This window comes from Pseudoalteromonas sp. MBR-15 (genome assembly GCF_053628915.1).
Genome location: NZ_JBRJHH010000008.1, coordinates 193,904 through 212,370, shown reverse-complemented (window position 1 = coordinate 212,370; position 18,467 = coordinate 193,904). Strand labels below are relative to the sequence as shown.

General features: G+C 40.8%; 17 protein-coding genes. 4 read left to right on the top strand and 13 right to left on the bottom strand.

Annotated elements, in window-relative coordinates:
- Positions 1 to 79 precede the first annotated feature (79 nt).
- The 4 genes from ACSSVW_RS12805 to sdhC are packed head-to-tail and all read right to left on the bottom strand — an operon-like array spanning position 80 to position 3,295.
- Entirely contained in the window at positions 80 to 796 is a 717-nt protein-coding gene (locus ACSSVW_RS12805; RefSeq protein ID WP_065979885.1) for a succinate dehydrogenase iron-sulfur subunit, read from the bottom strand.
- 10 nt (positions 797 to 806) lie between these two features.
- On the bottom strand, positions 807 to 2,579 hold the full coding sequence (gene sdhA, locus ACSSVW_RS12800) for a succinate dehydrogenase flavoprotein subunit (protein ID WP_065979884.1): 1,773 nt from the start codon (positions 2,577 to 2,579) through the stop codon (positions 807 to 809).
- On the bottom strand, positions 2,580 to 2,927 hold the full coding sequence (sdhD, locus tag ACSSVW_RS12795; protein ID WP_036968629.1) for a succinate dehydrogenase, hydrophobic membrane anchor protein: 348 nt from the start codon (positions 2,925 to 2,927) through the stop codon (positions 2,580 to 2,582).
- Positions 2,918 to 3,295: a succinate dehydrogenase, cytochrome b556 subunit gene (sdhC, locus tag ACSSVW_RS12790; RefSeq protein WP_065979883.1), complete on the bottom strand. Its 378-nt coding sequence runs from the start codon at positions 3,293 to 3,295 to the stop codon at positions 2,918 to 2,920. Before sdhC ends, sdhD begins: the two co-directional genes overlap by 10 nt.
- Positions 3,296 to 3,704: 409 nt before the next feature.
- Here sdhC and ACSSVW_RS12785 point away from each other — a divergent pair, with 409 nt between their 5' ends.
- The 3 genes from ACSSVW_RS12785 to ACSSVW_RS12775 all read left to right on the top strand — a co-directional run bounded on the left by ACSSVW_RS12785 (position 3,705) and on the right by ACSSVW_RS12775 (position 6,744).
- A complete protein-coding gene (locus ACSSVW_RS12785; protein WP_036968634.1) occupies positions 3,705 to 4,991 on the top strand; it encodes a citrate synthase in 1,287 nt (428 codons plus the stop codon).
- Positions 4,992 to 5,102: 111 nt separating this feature from the next.
- A complete protein-coding gene (locus ACSSVW_RS12780) occupies positions 5,103 to 6,317 on the top strand; it encodes an aminotransferase class V-fold PLP-dependent enzyme (RefSeq protein WP_230235793.1) in 1,215 nt (404 codons plus the stop codon).
- Positions 6,318 to 6,330: 13 nt separating this feature from the next.
- On the top strand, positions 6,331 to 6,744 hold the full coding sequence (locus ACSSVW_RS12775) for a SufE family protein (RefSeq protein ID WP_454179446.1): 414 nt from the start codon (positions 6,331 to 6,333) through the stop codon (positions 6,742 to 6,744).
- Positions 6,745 to 6,750: 6 nt separating this feature from the next.
- On the opposite strand, the gene tcdA is transcribed toward ACSSVW_RS12775, so the two are convergent.
- From tcdA to ACSSVW_RS12740, 7 genes are all read right to left on the bottom strand, one after another.
- Positions 6,751 to 7,548, bottom strand: coding sequence for a tRNA cyclic N6-threonylcarbamoyladenosine(37) synthase TcdA (gene tcdA, locus ACSSVW_RS12770; protein ID WP_036968641.1), 798 nt, complete (start codon positions 7,546 to 7,548; stop codon positions 6,751 to 6,753).
- Positions 7,549 to 8,223 carry a TIGR01621 family pseudouridine synthase gene (locus ACSSVW_RS12765; protein WP_421419657.1) on the bottom strand — a complete coding sequence of 225 codons (675 nt, stop codon included), beginning with the start codon at positions 8,221 to 8,223 and terminating at the stop codon, positions 7,549 to 7,551.
- Positions 8,216 to 8,983: a 3-deoxy-manno-octulosonate cytidylyltransferase gene (gene kdsB / locus ACSSVW_RS12760; protein WP_036968651.1), complete on the bottom strand. Its 768-nt coding sequence runs from the start codon at positions 8,981 to 8,983 to the stop codon at positions 8,216 to 8,218. Before kdsB ends, ACSSVW_RS12765 begins: the two co-directional genes overlap by 8 nt.
- The gene (locus tag ACSSVW_RS12755; protein WP_036968654.1) at positions 8,971 to 9,168 is read right to left on the bottom strand and encodes a Trm112 family protein; all 198 of its coding nucleotides are present in this window, start codon (positions 9,166 to 9,168) and stop codon (positions 8,971 to 8,973) included. The genes kdsB and ACSSVW_RS12755 overlap by 13 nt, the downstream gene beginning before the upstream one ends.
- Positions 9,158 to 10,138: a tetraacyldisaccharide 4'-kinase gene (gene lpxK, locus ACSSVW_RS12750; RefSeq protein ID WP_036968657.1), complete on the bottom strand. Its 981-nt coding sequence runs from the start codon at positions 10,136 to 10,138 to the stop codon at positions 9,158 to 9,160. The genes ACSSVW_RS12755 and lpxK overlap by 11 nt, the downstream gene beginning before the upstream one ends.
- Positions 10,138 to 11,880, bottom strand: coding sequence for a lipid A export permease/ATP-binding protein MsbA (gene msbA, locus ACSSVW_RS12745; protein ID WP_065979878.1), 1,743 nt, complete (start codon positions 11,878 to 11,880; stop codon positions 10,138 to 10,140). Before msbA ends, lpxK begins: the two co-directional genes overlap by 1 nt.
- 65 nt (positions 11,881 to 11,945) lie before the next feature.
- Complete coding sequence (locus ACSSVW_RS12740; protein ID WP_454179445.1) at positions 11,946 to 14,093, bottom strand: DNA internalization-related competence protein ComEC/Rec2; 2,148 nt, start codon at positions 14,091 to 14,093, stop codon at positions 11,946 to 11,948.
- A gap of 96 nt (positions 14,094 to 14,189) precedes the next feature.
- On the opposite strand from ACSSVW_RS12740, the gene ACSSVW_RS12735 reads away from it, so the two are divergent.
- A complete protein-coding gene (locus tag ACSSVW_RS12735) occupies positions 14,190 to 14,696 on the top strand; it encodes a DUF2062 domain-containing protein (RefSeq protein ID WP_065979876.1) in 507 nt (168 codons plus the stop codon).
- 93 nt (positions 14,697 to 14,789) lie between these two features.
- On the opposite strand, the gene ACSSVW_RS12730 is transcribed toward ACSSVW_RS12735, so the two are convergent.
- Positions 14,790 to 16,532 carry a DUF3466 family protein gene (locus ACSSVW_RS12730; RefSeq protein WP_454179444.1) on the bottom strand — a complete coding sequence of 581 codons (1,743 nt, stop codon included), beginning with the start codon at positions 16,530 to 16,532 and terminating at the stop codon, positions 14,790 to 14,792.
- A gap of 11 nt (positions 16,533 to 16,543) precedes the next feature.
- Complete coding sequence (gene uup / locus ACSSVW_RS12725; protein ID WP_065979874.1) at positions 16,544 to 18,454, bottom strand: ATP-binding cassette ATPase Uup; 1,911 nt, start codon at positions 18,452 to 18,454, stop codon at positions 16,544 to 16,546.
- Positions 18,455 to 18,467 lie beyond the last annotated feature (13 nt).

Here is an 18,467-nt window from a genome sequence, read left to right as displayed (position 1 = left end):
GCCCTTTTCTTTAGCGCAGAAATTAATTGTTGTAAAAACAAGGTGGTTAATAAATTAACCACCTTACATATTCAATATTTTAAACCGAACGATTTAAAAGCATTGACTTGATTTGTCCAATTGCTTTGGTCGGATTAAGACCTTTTGGACACACGCTAACACAGTTCATGATACTGTGACAACGGAACACGCTGAACGCATCGTCAAGGTCAGCAAGACGCTCTTCTGTCGCTGTATCGCGGCTATCAGCCAAGAAACGATATGCGTGAAGAAGGCCTGCTGGACCGATGAACTTGTCTGGATTCCACCAGAACGAAGGACACGATGTTGAACAACATGCACATAAAATACACTCATATAAACCATCAAGCTTATCGCGTTCTTCGATTGACTGAAGACGCTCACCCGCCGCTGGCGTGTCGTTGATAAGATAAGGTTTTACTTTTTCGTATTGAGTGTAGAACTGACTCATGTCAATAACAAGGTCACGTACCACAGGTAAACCAGGTAATGGACGAATTACGATTTTACCTTTGCCACCTTTAAGTAGCGTTGATAAAGGCGTGATACATGCCAAACCATTTTTACCATTCATGTTGATACCGTCTGAACCACACACACCTTCACGGCATGAACGACGGAATGATAACGTTGGATCTTGCTCTTTTAATTTCATAAGCGCATCCAACACCATCATATCCTGACCTTCTTGCGTTTCTAGCGAGAAGTCTTGCATACGTGGTGCGTTATCAATATCTGGATTGTAACGATAAACGGAAAATTGTACTTGTGCCATCGTCTCGCTCCTAGTATGTACGTGCTTTAGGTGGGAAAGCTTCACGCAGTTTCGGCGCGTAGTTTACTTCACGTTTGCTCATTTCATCCGTTACAGGATTGAAAATTGAGTGACATAGCCAGTTTTCGTCATCACGATCTGGGTAGTCGAAACGAGAGTGAGCACCACGGCTTTCTGTACGGAAGTTTGCAGCTACTGCAGTTGAGTAAGCTGTTTCCATCAAGTTATCAAGCTCTAAACATTCAATACGTGCTGTGTTGAATTCAGTTGATTTGTCATCAAGACGCGCATACTGAAGACGTTCACGGATTTCTTTAAGCTCTTTAAGACCTGTTGCCATTGCTTCACCTTCACGGAATACCGAGAAGTTAAGTTGCATACACATTTGTAGGTCTTTCTTGATTTGAACAGGGTCTTCACCTTGGCCAACTTTAGAACTTTCCCAACGATTAAAGCGTGCAAGCGATGCTTCAAGGTCTGAATCAGACGCATCTTTACCCGCTTCAACACCATTTAGGTATTTGCCTAAGAAGTTACCAGCAGCACGGCCGAAAACAACTAAGTCAAGTAGTGAGTTACCGCCAAGACGGTTAGCACCGTGTACAGATACACACGCAATTTCACCAACAGCGAATAAGCCTTCAACAACTTTTTCTTGGCCATTTGCATCAATTTGTAATGCTTGACCATTTACGTTAGTTGGAACACCACCCATCATATAGTGACATGTTGGGATAACTGGAATTGGCTCTTTAGCAGGGTCAACGTGTGCGAATGTTTTCGCAAGGTCACAAACACCTGGAAGACGAAGGTTTAGAGTTTCTTCACCTAAGTGGTCAAGCTTAAGCTTGATATGTGGACCATAAGGACCATCGCAACCACGGCCTTCACGAATTTCTGTCATCATTGAACGAGCAACAACGTCACGCGATGCTAAGTCTTTCGCATTAGGTGCATAACGCTCCATGAAACGTTCGCCGTCTTTGTTTAGAAGGTAACCACCTTCACCACGACAACCTTCCGTCACAAGTACACCCGCACCAGCAATACCGGTTGGGTGGAACTGCCACATTTCCATATCTTGCATTGCAACACCCGCGCGTGTTGCCATACCAACGCCGTCACCTGTATTGATGTGCGCGTTAGTTGTTGAGGCAAAGATACGACCTGCGCCACCTGTTGCTAAAACAACCGCTTTAGATTTGAAATAAACAACTTCACCTGACTCGATGTCGATTGCTGTACAACCAACAACGTGACCGTCGCTGTTTTTAACAAGGTCTAATGCATACCACTCAGAGAATACATTTGTTTTGTTTTTAACGTTTTGTTGGTAAAGACAATGCAATAATGCGTGACCAGTACGGTCAGCTGCGGCTGCAGTACGTGCAGCTTGTTCACCACCAAAGTTTTTCGACTGACCGCCGAAAGGACGTTGATAAACACGGCCATTTTCAAAACGAGAAAATGGTAAGCCCATGTTTTCTAATTCAGTAATAGCTTCTGGGCCTGTTTTACACATATATTCGATAGCGTCTTGGTCACCGATGAAATCGGAACCTTTAACCGTATCGTACATGTGCCATTCCCAGTTATCTTCATGTGAGTTACCCAGAGCTACCGTAATACCACCCTGTGCAGACACAGTGTGAGAACGTGTAGGGAAAACTTTTGAGATAAGTGCACAGGTTTTGCCTGACTCAGTGATTGCAAGTGCTGCGCGCATACCTGCACCACCGGCACCAATCACTACAGCGTCAAATTCACGAACAGAATAATTCACTTAAACACCCCATAAAACGATTAGACCTATTGCTACGTAAGCAACGGCCATAAGGTTTAATACAAAGCCTAAAACAGCACGTAATTTAGCGCATTTAACATAGTCAGTTAATACTTGCCAAAGGCCAATACGGGTGTGAACCATGATGCAAACAAGGGTAATTAGTGTAAACCCTTTCATTGCTAGGTTTGAAAATAGGCCTTGCCAGGCTTCAAAAGTGACTTCGGGTGTACATAAAAAATAGCCAACAATAAAAATCGCGTAAGCGCTGATAATTAAAGCGGTTGTACGAAGTGATACGTAATCTTGTACACCATCACGTTTAAGAGTTGCTTGATTTAAAACCATATCCACACTCCTGCTAGAATTGCAGCAACAACGCCTAAAGCCATTGCAACTTTAGCGCTGAAGTTACCTGATTCAAGTTCTTCCCAGTGACCCATATCCATAATGATATGACGGATACCACCAATTAGGTGATACGCCAATACAGAAATGGTACCCCACGCTATGAATTTGGCAATGAATCCGCTGAACAGACCCTTGACGAATTCAAAACCTTCAGGAGAAGAAAGAGACTCAGACCACGCCCAAATGACAAACGTTAAAGCAAAAAATAATGCAACACCGGTGACGCGGTGAAGAATTGATGCTTTAGCCGTAGCCGGCATAGATATAGTTGTTAGATCTAGATTTACAGGTCTTTGCTTTTTCACAGTTACTTGCCCATCTTGCCCACTTAGGGGCTCATCTACTTGTTTTTCTAAAACCCATCAAAATGAATTTCGATGGAACTATCTAAGTAAACCGTGTTAATACACAAAAAGTTCACACTGGTGCAAAACTCAAATGTAAAAATAAAGTTTACCTACAGACAATACGGTATAAAACCTTGGATAGTATATATAGCCAATGGTCTTTTTACAATTCTTGTTTAGTAAGAGACGTTTGCGAATTAGCCAATGGTATAATATTTAATCCTGACAGAATATTTATTATCCTTTTATGCATACTATTTATAAAAATTGACTTTACACCCCTCTTTCACGTTAAAATGAAAAGAATGTGCTTAAACAGATTCAGAACATAACAATCAGAGTTGTTATCTTAATAGGAGATAAATAGATGGCGGATAAGAAAGCCACGGTCCATATTGATGGTCTTGATCCAATCGAACTTCCAATTTACCAAGGCACTGCTGGCCAAGACGTAATCGACGTACGTACGTTAGGTTCTCATGGTTATTTCACTTACGACCCAGGTTTCATGTCAACGGGTTCATGTGAATCTTCAATCACTTACATCGATGGCGGTAAAGGTGTTCTTTTACACCGTGGTTACCCAATTGAACAATTAGCTGATGAATCAAACTACATCGAGCTTTGCTATTTGTTACTTAATGGTGAGTTACCGACTAAAGAACAATACGATGCGTTTGCACAAGAAATCACGCACAACACAATGCTTGATACCAAAATTGCAAACTTCTTCCAAGGTTTCCGCTTTGATGCTCACCCGATGGCAATGCTATGTGGTGTAGTAGGTGCACTTTCTTCTTTCTACCATGAAGATTTAGACATCACTGATGCAACACAGCGTAAAACGAGCGCGATTAAGTTAGTAGCTAAGTTACCGACAATCGCAGCAATGGCTTACAAATATAACGTTGGTCAACCGTTTGTTTACCCACGCAACGATTTAAGCTTTGCTGAAAACTTCTTACACATGATGTTCTCAGTGCCTGCTGAAGAATACAAAGTGAGCCCAGTTTTAGCTAAAGCAATGGACAAAATCTTCATGCTTCACGCTGACCACGAGCAAAATGCGTCAACGTCTACGGTTCGTTTAGCGGGTTCATCTGGTGCAAACCCTTACGCATGTATCGCTGCTGGTATCGCATCACTGTGGGGCCCTGCACACGGCGGTGCTAACGAAGCATGTCTTAACATGTTAGAAGAAATCGGTTCTGTTGACCGTATCGACGAATACGTTGCTAAAGCGAAAGACAAGTCAGACCCATTCCGTCTTATGGGCTTTGGTCACCGTGTTTACAAAAACTTCGACCCACGTGCGACGGTAATGCGTCAAACATGTCATGAAGTATTAGCAGAGCTAAACATTCAAGATCCATTGCTTGATATCGCAATGAAACTTGAACAAATCGCGCTTGAAGACCCGTACTTCGTAGAGAAGAAACTATACCCTAACGTAGATTTCTACTCTGGTATCATCTTAAAAGCAATCGGTATCCCGACTAGCATGTTCACAGTAATCTTTGCTATGTCTCGTACTGTTGGTTGGATCTCTCACTGGGATGAGATGCTATCTCAACCTGGCCACAAGATCAGCCGCCCACGTCAGTTATACACTGGTGAAACATCACGCGATTACGTACCAACAGACAAGCGTTAATACGATTTCGTGTTTAAAAAAGGCCGCTAAGCGGCCTTTTTTATTGCCCACCACTTGTCTATTTGTGCAAAGTAATTAAAATCGTCGCATTCTTGTTGTTTAGGCTTATCCATGTTTGATTTCGAAACTATACGCGCCGACTTTCCTTTACTCACACAGACAGTAAATGAATACCCATTAGTGTATTTAGACTCAGCAGCTACCTCGCAAAAGCCTCTATCAGTTATCAAAGCATTAGAAAGCTATTACAGTGCTGAAAATGCCAATGTTCATCGCGGTCGTCATTTTCTTAGTGAGCATGCGACACGTCGCTATGAAGATACACGAACAGCAATCGCAGCGTATTTCAATGTACAGCGTACCGAAATTGTTTGGACTAAAGGGGCAACCGAATCACTAAACTTAATTGCAAACGGCCTAACTTCACACCTAAAATCAGGCGATAAAATAGCGATTTCAGCGATTGAGCATCACGCTAATATCGTTCCGTGGCAAGAACTTGCAAAAAAAGTAAATGCAGAGCTCATTATTTTGCCCATTACAGCTGATTTAGTCCTGGATAGTAATGAATGTGCTGCATTTATTCGCGAGCATAAACCGAGCGTTGTTGCTGTAACCCATGCTTCGAATACATTAGGAAATATCACTGACTTAGAGCCAATTATCACTGCTTGCAAAGAAGTTAATGCGACTTCTGTTATTGATGGCGCACAGGCGGCGATGCATTTAAGACCCGATTTAAATAAACTCGATTGTGATTTTTATGTTTTCTCTGCACATAAAATGCTGGGTCCAACAGGATTGGGGGGGCTTTATGGTCGTTACTCACGCTTAAATACGCTTGATGTCTATCAAACAGGTGGCGAAATGATTGAGACTGTAAGCTTAACACACAGTACATTTCGTGATGCGCCAGGCAAATTTGAAGCGGGTACGCCACACATTGCAGGCGTAATCGCCTTTGCCGAAGCAATCAATTATTTAACAGCACTTGATTTCAATGGAATGCGTCAACATGAGCATACAATTTTCAATTATGCGATAAAACAATTATCAACCATTGCGGGGATTACTATTTATTCGCATAAAGAAAATAACATTGGCAATATCAGTTTTAATTATCGTGATGAGCATCCATTTGATTTAGCAACGCTACTGGATGGTTACGGCATAGCTGTTCGTAGTGGCCATCACTGTACCCAACCAATTATGAGCAAATTAGGCATTCCTGGCACTGTAAGAGCGAGCTTCGCACTGTATAATTCGCTTGACGATGTTGATGCGTTTATTAAAGCACTCAAGCACTGTATAGAACTATTAGATTAATGTTGGATATATTATGAATTCACCTTTTCACACCGTGACTCAAGACATCGAGAATGCAAATGGCTGGCAACAAAAATATCGTCAAATTATGCTGTTAGGTAAAAAGCTACCGGTCATGCCCGATGTTTTAAAAGTTGATGATGCGCTTGTAAAAGGCTGTGAAAGTAAGGTATGGCTTTATATTGATTTTGACCACTCCGAAAACAGCCTAGTGCTTGCGGGTTATTCTGATACACGTATTGTTAAAGGGTTACTGGCCTTAATTTTGGCCTTATACAATGGTCTAACACCCGAGCAAGCAACTCAAATTAATGCCTATAACGAATTTGAACGACTTGGTCTAATTAGCCATTTAAGCCCATCACGCGGCAACGGCATAAAAGCCATGGTTGATAAAATTCAAACCATGGCTCAGGAAAAGCGCTAAAAAGCGCTATTTTAAACTTCGCTGTTTTTTATCCAGGTATTTTCTAATTGCTTTAGCTGCAACAAAAAAGCCAAAGCTACCCGTTACCATGGTTGCTGAACCAAAACCGTTATTACAATCCATGTTCATCGAGCCATCTGCGCCTTGTTTTGCTTGACACACTTCACCGTCGGACGTTGGATACACTAATTGTTCGGTTGAATAAACACAATCAACATTAAATTTTCGCTTAGGGTTGCTACTAAAGTTGTACTGTTTTCTGAGAATATAACGGACTTTTGCAAGCAATGGGTCATGGGTTGTTTTAGCAACATCACCAAAACTAATTTGGCTAGGATCCGTTTGTCCCCCAGCACCACCGGTTGTAATAACAGGTAACTTGACTCGCTTACAATGGGCTATCAGTGCCGCTTTTTCTTTTACTGCATCAATACAATCAATTACATAATCAAAGCCCTGAATGTGCTCACGAATATTATCTAGGGTAATAAAGTCATCAATGACATTGACTTTAATATCTGGGTTAATTAATTCACAACGCGCTTTCATCGCGTCTACTTTAGCGTCACCAATCGTGCCAGTTAAAGCATGTATTTGACGATTAACATTCGTTGCGCAAATATCATCTAAGTCAATCAACGTCAATTGACCTACCCCGGTGCGTGCTAATGCTTCAGCAGCCCAGCTTCCGACGCCACCAATACCTATGACACAAAAATGTGCTTGCTGTAACCAATCAAATTGTTGATGGCCATATAAGCGCTTGATACCACCGAAGCGAATGTCTTGTGTTGTTTCTTTCATTTACCAATCCAACGTCCAAGGAGTCAGCCACTCTTTGAATTCGTCTGCGTTAAAAACTTCATTGAGATATGCGCCTGTCGTATGCGCACAGCGATATTCTTTTAGTTGACCTTGATACATAAATTGCAGGGCATATGCATGCAAATTAGTACGTTCATCTGGATTACCAGCATAAGTAACGTCACCCAATATAGGCGCACCAATGCTTTTCATTGCCACTCTTAATTGATGCGTCTTGCCAGAAAAAGGTTTTAATAAGTATGCGCGCAGGCCGGGGCGAATACTTTTTGAATAAAAGCGCGTGATAGCTGGGTTTTCTTGGCTTTTTAGCAACTTAAACGCACCTCGGCGACTTTTTTGCATATCACCTTTGATCCAGCCTTGCTTTTTTTTAGGTTTTTCATCACTCACAGCAAGGTAAAATTTATTCACTTGGTGCGCAGTGAAAAGCGATGTAAATTCTGCTGCTGCCTGCTTGTTTCTGGCTAAAATAATTAACCCAGACGTTACTTTGTCTAGCCGATGAACAGGAAACAGCTTTTCATTCACTCGTTGCTCTGCAAGTACAACAAACCCTGCACAGTCTTCACTGTGAAAGCTAACGCCCGCAGGTTTGTAAAAAACAAAAAAGTCATCTTCGCTAGCGTGAAGGTGAACAGCGTGAACATCAGTCATTGCACTCGTTGCTCAAAGCGGCTATTACACGTGTGAGATCGTCGGGTGTATCAACACCGGCTTGAGGTTCACACACAGCTCCTGCAATTTTAATGCTATAGCCGTGGTATAAAACACGTAACTGTTCAAGTGACTCAAGTTGTTCTAAACGCGATTCAGGCAATGCGATATATTGCTGAATGAAGCCAGCACGATACGCATAGATACCAATATGACGCGCATAATCAGCCAGATTTAGCGTGCTGTTATCGTCGTTCATCATTGCATCGCGATGATAAGGAATAGGCGCCCGCGAAAAATACAGTGCGTTTTGCTCAGTATCACTGACAACTTTGACACAATTCGGGTTAAATATATCATCCGAGTCAGTTATTTTAGCACTGAGCGTTGCCATCGGTGCATCAGATTCCGCCAGTAACTTTGCCACCTGACTGACGTTTTCACTGGCCAATAATGGCTCATCACCCTGTACATTGACGACAATCGTGTCACTTGCAAGGTTTAGCTTTTCAACCACTTCGGCAAGTCGTTCTGTGCCCGATTGATGGTCTTCACGTGTCATTAATACGTTATCTGTAAAGCCCTTTACAACATCAAACACCGCTTGATGATCGGTGGCAACATACACAGCACTTGCACCTGATGCAGCCGCTTTGTTGTAAACATGCTGGATCATGGGTTTACCACATATATCAGCTAAGGGTTTACCCGGTAAGCGGCTAGAAGCATAGCGTGCAGGAATGACAACTACGAATTCCACTTATCAACCTCTTCTTGGCTTAATTCACGCGCTTCGTTTTCAAGAAGCACAGGGATATCATCTTTTATTGGGTAAGCTAATTTTGCAGCAGTACTTATAAGCTCTTGATTTTCTTTATCTAAGCGCAACTTACCTTTACATACTGGGCAAGCAATTATTTCAAGTAATTTTGTATCAAAGGCCATGAAGGATCCCTTTTTGTTTTAATAATGAATGTAATTTTTCAATAACAGCGGCAGTCGGCCTTGCATCAACAGGTAGATAATACCAATTAGGTTTAGCAAAACTAAAGCACTTTACTGCGTCTTTTTCAGTCATGAACACGGCATCATTTTCAAAGCCCGAAAAATCAGTCGGTTGATAGTTATAATGGTCTCGAAAATGGTGTGTCGAAAGCAGGTCTATGCCTTGTTGCTTAAGGCTTAACTCAAAGCGTAAAGGATTACCAATTGCACTGATAGCGTGCCCGGTATTTAGCGTATCTGATACGCGTTCAAAAGATGCAACCGATCTAAATTGGCTGGGTACTAAGTCATAGCGGTAGTTTGTCGCCCCACCATTCTCTACCACAACATCAACTGACTTTAAACGCGCTTTAGTTTCTCTTAGCGGGCCTGCAGGCATCAAAAATCCATTGCCAAACTGGCGTTCACTGTCGACAATACAACACTCAATATCACGCGCCATTTTATAATGCTGCATACCATCATCTGAAATGATGATATCAATAGCGTGTTCTTGTTGCAGCTTTTCAATACTCGCTTGGCGATTGGGTCCTACCATCACCACGCATCCTAGCCGACGTTGAATAAGTACAGGTTCATCACCCGCTTCACTTGGGGTTGTTTTTTGTGTGACTAACAGCGGATAACTCGAAGACTTACCGCCATATCCACGGCTGATTACCGCGACCTTTAAACCCTGCTGTTGTAAGTACTCAGCGAGCCAAATAACAAAGGGGGTTTTACCATTACCACCTACGCTAATATTGCCAACAACAATGATAGGAACATTGGCCTTAAACGCCTTAAGTATTTTGAGCTTATAGAGACTAACTCGTAAGGTTGAAATTAGCCAAAAGATACAGCTCAAAGGTAAAAGCAGCACCGTTAAAAAGCGGGGCTGTTTGTACCAGCTTTGTTCAATCATACTCACTATTGTTCACCAAATTGCATCTTACAAAGCGCAGAGTAAGTACCGTTTTTTTCTAGCAGCTCGTTATGAGTGCCCTTTTCGATTACTTGGCCATTATCGATAACATAAATACAATCACTGTTTTCAATCGTTGATAAACGATGCGCAATCACGATTGATGTCTTCTCTTTCATTAAAGTATCAAGTGCCTGTTGGATCAGTTTCTCTGACTCGGTATCAAGCGCTGAAGTTGCTTCATCAAGAATCAAAATAGGTGCATCTTTTAAGATGGCTCGCGCAATGGCAATACGCTGACGTTGACCACCCGATAACATCACACCATTTTCTCCGACCAAGGTATTTAAACCCTCAGGTAAGTCTTTTACAAACTCCCAAACATGGGCCTGCTTGGCAACAGCAATTAATTCATCTTCAGTCAAACTTCTGTCTAACCCATAACAAATATTGTTCGCTATCGTGTCGCTAAACAACACGACTTGCTGAGAGACCAATGCAAACTGTTTACGAAGATCCGTTAGCTTGTAATCGGCAAGTGACACACCGTCGAGTAATATTTCGCTTTCACCTTCTAATTCATAATAACGAGGTAATAAATTAGAGATTGTAGATTTACCCGAGCCTGAGCGCCCGACCAATGCAATACTTTCACCGGCATCAATGCTGAGTGTTAAGTTTTTAAGAACAGGCTCTTCTTTAGTAGGGTAACAGAATGTCACGTTTTTAATTTCAATGCGGCCTGTTACCTTATCTACTGTATATGTACCTGTGTCTTTTTCGATTTCTTCATCAAGTACTAAAAATATACTTTGTGCAGCCGAAATACCTCGCTGAAGGTCGCTGTTCACATTAGAAAGTTGCTTTAAGGGTCTTAACAACATCATCATAGATGAAATTAATAACACAAAATCACCTGAGCTTATCGTGTCAATCATCGACGGCATCGATACAACCCATAAAATAACCGCCATCGCACTGGCTGCTAATATTTGTATAATCGACACGCTTAAAGCTTTCGTCGCATCCATTTTAATGCGTTGCTGGCGGTTGTGGTTGTTAATTGCAGAAAACTGAGCGATTTCTTGTTGTTGTCCACCAAAACCATGGATCACTTTATGGCCTGACAACATTTGCTCTGAAGTACGGGTAACTTGACCCATTGCCGATTGAATTTTTTTTGAAATCATTCGAAAACGTTTAGATACAAACGCAACAATCACTGCAACGAGAGGAATAATCACTAAGAAAATAAGTGATAATTTCCAGCTGGTATAAAACATATTAAACAATAAAAAAACAACAAAGGCGCCCTCTCTCACCACAATTAATAATGCTTTGGTAATCGCTTGCTGTACTTGTTCTGTATCAAATGTGATCTTTGATATTAAATCACCATTCGAATTTTTATCATGAAAAGAAACGGGTAAATGTAAAATATGTTCAAATAACTGTTGGCGTAATGTACGCACGACTTGTGAGCCAACATAACTCAAACAATACGATGACATGTAGTTGAACATCCCACGTCCCAATACCAGTGCAACAACGACAAATGGAGCATATGTTAACACCTTCGAATTACGGGCATTTAACCCTTCATCAATGAAAGGTTTCATTAAGTTGATAAACAAGGCGTCCATTGCTGAATAACCAATCATGCCCACGATTGCAAAAAAAGCGATTAATTTGTAATCACCGACATAACTCACTAATCGCTTATAGATTTGGGTTGTAGTTTGATCCATAACACTCTCTTATTCATAGACTTCGACTATTGTAGCCTTATGACAGTAAAAACAAAACGCCAATCTTATTCAAACCAGTAACTTTCCTGCTCACGGGCGAATTCTAAACGGTATGACTGCGGGTAAAATTTTATTCTTATGTGTCCATACTCAGCTGTGGTGTATTGTGGTATGTCACGGTCATTGTATCGCTTAACGACATCAGAATGAGGAAACGACCATTGCCCTTGGTAGGCAGATGAATGAAGTACAATCTCAGGATTTACAGCATCAATAAATAGGCCACTTGAAGATGTATTGCTACCATGATGGGGACTGATAAGAATGGTCGCATTTAAATCAACTTCCTGACTCACTAACTGCTGTTCAATGAATTTAGAAATATCGCCAGTCAATAACACGCTATGCTGGGGATTGCTTATTTTTAAAATACAGGAGCGATCATTATTATTATCATGATTCGAGTCGGCTGTAAGCGAAGTGATATTGAGGTTTTCAAATTTAAAATGCTGAGACAAACATGGCAGTTTGATTCCACTGGGATGAAACTTTTCAAACGTAGCAGTGTAACCTGCTTGTTTCCAACTCGTCAGTCCTCCCGCGTGATCATTATCTTGATGACTTATAATAGTCGCCACAACTTCTAAGTTTTGTTGTCGAATATTTGCAACGAGTACTGAATTTACATAATCATAACGCGCAAAGTATTGCGGACCTAAATCATACACAATGGCTTTATTATTGGTGCTTACCATCGCCATTAGACCATGTCCTACGTCAAATAAATCTAATTGAAATAAAGGTTTTGGTGTCAGCAACCAGTCAATAATAAAAATAAAGCTCGGGATTATACTAAAGCGTTTAAATGGGCTAAACAGCCCAATTAACAGGGTACAATACAAGTACAACAATGATTTAAAACCATTAATCCTCACATCAACCCAACGCCAATCATCAGGCGTTGAAATAATAAACTCAAAGGAGCTGTAAAATACAGCATCGAACAGCTTAAAAACGTAACTTGTATCAACAATCATAGACAACAGCGAATACATTACTAAGAGCGGCATAACCACTAAACTAATCAATGGCACAGCTATCAAATTAACTAAAAGGCCAATGACACTGACTCCGTCGAAAAAATATAACGACAAAGGTAAAAGCCCCACAAAAAGCGCTCCTTGGATCATAAACAGCTGAACACTGTGCTTTATTAAACCGTTTTTTATAGTTAGAGGCTGGTTAATCACTAAAAAAATAATGGCAACAGCAGTAAAACTAAAATAAAAACCAGGATTGAGTAGTGAAAATGGATTCATGACCAACACCACTGATAAAGCAAATAAGATACTTCGCCACTGCAGGGGATTTTTAGCTAAAAGGTAAATTATTAAGTAACAACCCAACATCACCAACGCTCGGGTTGCAGATACAACAAAATCGCTTAAGTAAACATACAAAAATGCACAACAGAACCCAAACACCACAAAAAGTTTACTAAGTTGCATGCTTTGTTTAATAGCAACCTGAGTACACATAAACACCCATTTGCTGGTATAAAAACCGAGTGTAAATATCAGGCCAATATGTAGTCCCGATATCGCAAGTAAATGACTGAGCCCCAGTTCGCGCAAATGAGTTTTATCGACTGACGAAATTTTACTTCTGTCCCCTGTTAATAAGGCATAGTACATCCATTGTAGTTTCGTACCCGCGGTAATATCACTGATATAAGATTGATAGTGTGACCTGATTGTAGCGCTACTTGTACTGCTTAAATGATGTGTTTTGCCAACTGTTCTGCCCTTATAAATAATTCGCTCTGTGAACGCAAAGCGCTCACGATTAAAGCTGTCAAAGTTTTTAACAGTTCGAAATGCTTTTAATTTAACTTGGCTTGTTAACAAGCTTCCCACATCTAGTTGCTTTTCAGTCGTAATACTTAGCATCGCTAAAGGGGCTATAAACCGAGGCAGCGAGCAGCCTTGAACATTAATCAAGCGTACTTTGGCATAATAAGGCGATGCAACAGAGTGAATTGAAATAATCTGTAAATGAGCGTCAATGGGTTTGTCTATTTCTATTTGACATAAACTGGCTGAGTAAAAAATAAGATAATGAAAAATTACGATAAAAATACCACAAATAAACCCTGACAATACCGACAAAAAAGGCTTAAAATAGAGACTCGCTAAAATGACAGCAAAACTCATTATATAGAACGCCGCAGTGTTCAGTGTGTAAACGGTTATAAAACACCCCAACACAAAGCCACTGCATAACCAAATAGATGTAAATGGTTGCTTTAGATGGCTAAAAAAACGATCCAACGGTTTTTACCCGATCATAACAAGGTAAGAGATCATAAATATTTAAGAATTTTTGGTCGTTTATTACATGACGCCAACTTATGGCACTTAAATAGACGCTCCGCTCGGGGTGCTTTTGCGGTAGGTTTGTTTTTTGCTTTCATCCCTGTTCCTTTTCAAATGGTTTTAGCTGCCGCCTTGGCAATTCCATTACGTGTTAACTTGCCTATTTCTGTTGCAACAGTGTGGATCACTAACCCGTTGACAATGCCTCCTATCTTTTATTGTTCATACATTGTTGGGACTATAGCCCTTGCTCAACCAACTCAACATTTCCATTTTGAGCCAAGTTGGCAATGGTTTATAGATAGCCTCACTACGATTGGACCCGCTTTTTTAGTCGGCTCATTAATTTGTGCTTCAGCGGCATCACTTGTAGGCTATTTTGCGATTGATATGCTTTGGAAGCGCTCAGTGCGAAAAGCGTGGCTACACCGTCATAAATAAAGCAACAACAAAAAACTAAAAAACATACCTTTCAGTATAGACAAAAAACCCAGCTTTAAGCTGGGTTTTTTCTGTTAATTATCGCGTAGTTAATTATTTCTTACTGAACACGCGGCGCACTGCAGCAAATGGCAACAGTAAAAACGCAAACCACGGAAAGCTTGCAGATTGACGTTCATATTGCTCAACTTCTTCCGCTGGGCATTCCTCTACGCTGCCACTAATAGGTGTTAGTTTTACAGCCACCGCAACACTTTCGTGTTCAATGTTGCCATCAACATCACGCACTACATTACCAAACGAATCTGTTTTCTCAACCGTTTTAGTCGCAACACCGAAAATTTCGTTATTGTTGTTGATTGATTTCGCTTCAGCTATTTTGTAGCCAAAACGTGTTTCACCATCTGCTTCATAACACGGTAATAAATCATTTAAATTAACAATTTTATCTTCACCAATGGTGTACATAAAACCTTCACGGCGACGTGTAGACGAATTAAAAATATCGGTTTCACCTTCACCGACAATAATACCATTATCATTTACATCATTAGCAATTGAGTTTGAACTTGCAAAGTAGTCGCTTGGGAATACAACAGTGTCATTTTGCTTGTCATAATAATAAAACTTAGTTGTTGTTCTACCCTCAATGCGCTTTGAAGCATAACCAACAATAATGTCATTGTCATTCATCGACAGCACTTGGCCTAATTGCCAATCATCGTCCTGATTGATAAATTCTTTGACTTCTCCGTTTTCGAATATAACCGGCATCGTGGTGCGTCGATCTGTGTCTTTGTATCGCACATCAGACATACCCGCAATTAACCCATTTTTGTTAATCGCATAAGCGCCACTTTTAAAAGCGAATTTTTCATCGTCTTTAGGAGTTAAACCTAAGCCCAAAATTTCAGTATTCGTGATGTTGAAATTATTATCTAATGTCCATTTAACGGCACGTTTATTGTATATTCCATTATTGTTATTTCGTTCAATACTCTCAACACAATCTGAAACAGGCTCGTCTTCACCATCACACCTGTCGTCGATATTTTCTTGGCGATCTTCTGCAATGTCTGTCGACACGGTACCAACAACTTCGTAACCAAGCTCTGTTTTAACAATATCATAAGCAGCACTAAAACCGCCAAATTCATCAAACTCAGGAGTAAGAGGCACTTTTACACCATCAGCTGAAATCACCACTCCCCGTCTAATAAAATCACGTAAGAAATGTGTCTCCGCTTCGTCTTCATCTGCTTGTGTAAAAGATGTTTTCTCGTAAGGAGCACTGCCCCAACCCGCCATAACACCGTCTTCAGCAACCGCACTTAAGTAGTTAGATGTAGAACGTGTTAAACCATCATAATCCAATGATTGTTCATCAAAAATAACTTGTTCAGTTGACCCCTCAGCGCTATAGACAGTGGCAATTGCACTCGCTAATTTCTGATACTCGGAATCCACAGAACGGCTATCACTCGCTAAAAAACGGATCATAAACGTATGCGCATCGGCATTGGTATTTACGGCATCGTTATTTTCAATGTCATCAAGTGTAAACGTAATTTCTTTATCAATTAGTTCAAATCTGTCTTTTTCGCTTTCGTAAGCAGACTTAATAGCATTGTCATCAAAATCAATATAAGAAATATCAATTGGTAATCTGTAAACACCATTACTTAAACCAATAACATGACCATTTTCGCTAACGTCTGTTACATAATTCAGTTTTGCGCCATCTAAACCACCAAGCTCTGTTAGCTTATAGGTCGCGCTCATCGCTGAGGTACTTAAGGTGGCTAAAATACTGGCAGCGAGTAGTTTATATTTCATTTTAATCCTTACTACTGATTCTTTAAATCTTCGAGTTCTTCCCAGCGCTCAAATGCGGCTTCAAGCTCAGACTCTAACTGGGCTAAATGGTTCAATGCTTCTGTTGTAATTGCTGCATCTTGCTTAAAAAAGTCCGGATCACTAACCACAAGTTGCTGAGCATCGAGCGCTTTTTCAAGTTGTTCCACTTTACTGGGTAATTCTTCTAATTCAAGTTTTAATTTGTAAGAGAGTTTATTGCTCTTCTTTTGCGTTTTATCATTACTCACACCAGCAGACTTTTCTGGTTTCACTTGTTGCTGCTGTTGTTTTTGCTGTTCGGCTAAATATGCGGTGTAGGCTTCATAATCGCTGTAACCACCCACAATATCACTTATTTTACCATCACCCTCGAAGGCCCACACGGAGTTACATGTATTATCAATGAACTCACGGTCGTGACTTACAATCAAAACAGTTCCTTGGTATTGGTTAATAATATCTTCCAATAGCTCAAGTGTTTCAATATCTAAATCATTGGTCGGTTCATCCAGAACCAAAATATTCGAAGGCTTTAAAAATAATTTCGCGAGTAATAAACGGTTTTTCTCCCCACCTGACAGTGCTTTAACAGGCGTGCGTGCACGAGCTGGCGGAAATAAGAAATCTTGCAAATAACCCAACACATGACGTGAACGACCGCCCATCATCACTTCTTGTTTACCTTCTGCTACGTTATCTTGCACTGTGGCTTCTTCATCCAATTTCTCGCGATATTGGTCAAAATAAGCAAATTCAAGGTTTACACCTTGCTTAACGGTACCTGCATCCGGTTGTAAATCACCAAAAAGAATTTTTAATAATGTTGTTTTACCGATACCGTTAGGACCGACAAGACCAATACGATCACCACGCATGACCAGTGTAGAGAAGTCTTTAGCAATCACTTTATCTTTAAAAGCGTGGGCAATATGCTTCGCTTCAAAGACTAACTTACCAGAGCGCTCTGACGTTTCGATATTGAAGTCTGTTTTACCCACTTGCTCAACACGTTGTTGACGTTCTTTACGAAGCGCTTTTAGCGCACGCACACGTCCTTCATTACGTGTTCTTCGGGCTTTGATCCCTTGACGGATCCACGTTTCTTCTTCTGCTAAACGTTTATCAAAAAGGGCATTCTGTGCTTCTTCTACTTTTAAATCATGTGCTTTTTGCTCTAAGTAGGTGGCATAATCCCCAGGATAAGAGACAAGTTTACCGCGGTCTAAATCAAGAATCCGCGTTGCAACAGCACGTATAAAGGCACGGTCATGAGAAATGAAAACAATGCCACCTTTAAACTCTTTTAAAAATTGCTCAAGCCAAATAACACTGTTCATATCCAAGTGGTTGGTTGGCTCGTCAAGCAATAACAAATCGGGTTCGCTTACTAAGGCTCGTGCTAAGGCAACTTTACGAAGCCACCCGCCAGATAATGACTCTAATTTAGCTTCAGGTTCGAGCTCTAAACGTGACAAAACCAGTTGAATACGCGTATCAAACCGCCATCCATCCACTGTTTCAAGTTGATTTGATAAACGTTCAAGTTTATTCAGCAACTTGTCATTGCAGTCGGTTTGCATTTGATTACTGACCTGATGATAATCAATTAATAGCTGAGCTATATCTGGCATACCCTGGGCTACGTAGTCAAATACAGTACCTTGAGCACCTTTTGGTGGATCTTGCTCTAAACGAGAAATGCGGATACCACCTAACTGGTTTATCTCACCATCATCTAGGGTAACTTGCCCATCTAACACTTTTAATAACGTTGATTTACCGGCACCATTGCGCCCTACAATACACACTCGTTCACCTGACTCAATAACCGCATCAGCATCATCAAGTAAAGGATGTGTACCGTAAGCAAGCTGTGCTTTGGCAATTCTGATTAAATCCATCGTGACTACTACT